This is a genomic window from Bacillus sp. AP50 (assembly GCF_040492675.1).
Classification (GTDB): Bacteria; Bacillota; Bacilli; order Bacillales; family Bacillaceae_G; genus Bacillus_A; species Bacillus_A cereus.
On sequence record NZ_JBEUTW010000778.1, the window covers coordinates 1 to 1,133 of the forward strand.

The following is a 1,133-nucleotide window of genomic DNA, read 5'->3' on the forward strand; positions in this document are numbered from 1 at the left end:
CTACAATCTTGGAGCTATCCATTTCCATCACACACCATCCGGTAGCGGTCGTTGATTGGTCAAAAGCAATTAATTTCATCCAATGTGTCTCCATTCCCGATTTGGTTTGTATTCCGTTTTTATGCCATCACCAATGATAATGAGCCGTTTTCTAGCTCTAGTAATCGCTACATAAGCCAAGTTTTGATAATCACTAGCGCTCGGTTGATAAGCCACCACGTCCCACTCACTTCCTTGCGACTTATGGATTGTTAGGCCATAAGCAAGATCGAAATTATTTTGTAAATCTTTGTCGGATTTTAGAGTTATGATGCGACTGCTATCTTTCTTTTGTATCTGGTTAAAACCAATAATTTTAAAAATTTGACCATTATAAAACCGGCCTCTTTCATTCGTTTTCGCAACAATCACATCACCAACACTAAAAAACGGAGAAATGGACGATATGCCGTTTTTGACTTTCTGGCTTTCGTTGATACTTTTAACGTTGCTGTTTGTGTATGACAAAGCCACCTCTGCGCCGTGTTGGAAAGCTTGGTCTACTGTTCCTACCACTTCAATATTTGGCATTGCCATGTTTGCATTTTGCGGTATGCCAAGGACTTCTCTGCCTAATGCAATGATATCTGGTGCTTCTGATCGTCTATTTTCTTTAAGTATTGCTGTGGTAAAAAGCAATTGAATTCGCTCAAACGGTCTACCATATCCGACAGGTTCAAGCTGATTTTTATCACCCACAAAAATAAGTTGCTGTCCTTCGTAAATGCGCATCAATTTTGCCATTAGAGTAGTGGACAGCATGCCACTTTCATCAATTACGATGGCGTCGCACTCGACTGGGCTGTGTACAAAACTATGGACCGTCTTAACTGTTGCATCGCATTCGGTAAGCTTTGCTTGGAGCGCTTCCCTCGCTTTATGAGTTGGCGCAAGCACAGCAACATCACGTCCGTTTAATTGGAGTTGTTTAATGATGGCAGCAGTCACAAAACTCTTTCCTGTACCCGCCCCTCCAATTAAGCAAGAGATATGTGATTTTAAACACGTTTCTACAGCGTTCATTTGCTCACTGCTGGCTTTTAAAGACTTGGGTATATAATCCTTATAGAGGACGTTAAAAGCCTCTTTATGCC

At 41.3% G+C, this 1,133-nt stretch carries 1 protein-coding gene; it reads right to left on the minus strand.

Features of this window, described 5'->3' with window-relative positions; genetic code table 11:
* Nucleotides 1-75 precede the first annotated feature (75 nt).
* The coding region (locus ABWK52_RS29420; RefSeq protein ID WP_353772384.1) for an ATP-dependent DNA helicase at nucleotides 76-1,133 on the minus strand (1,058 nt) is incomplete at its 5' end.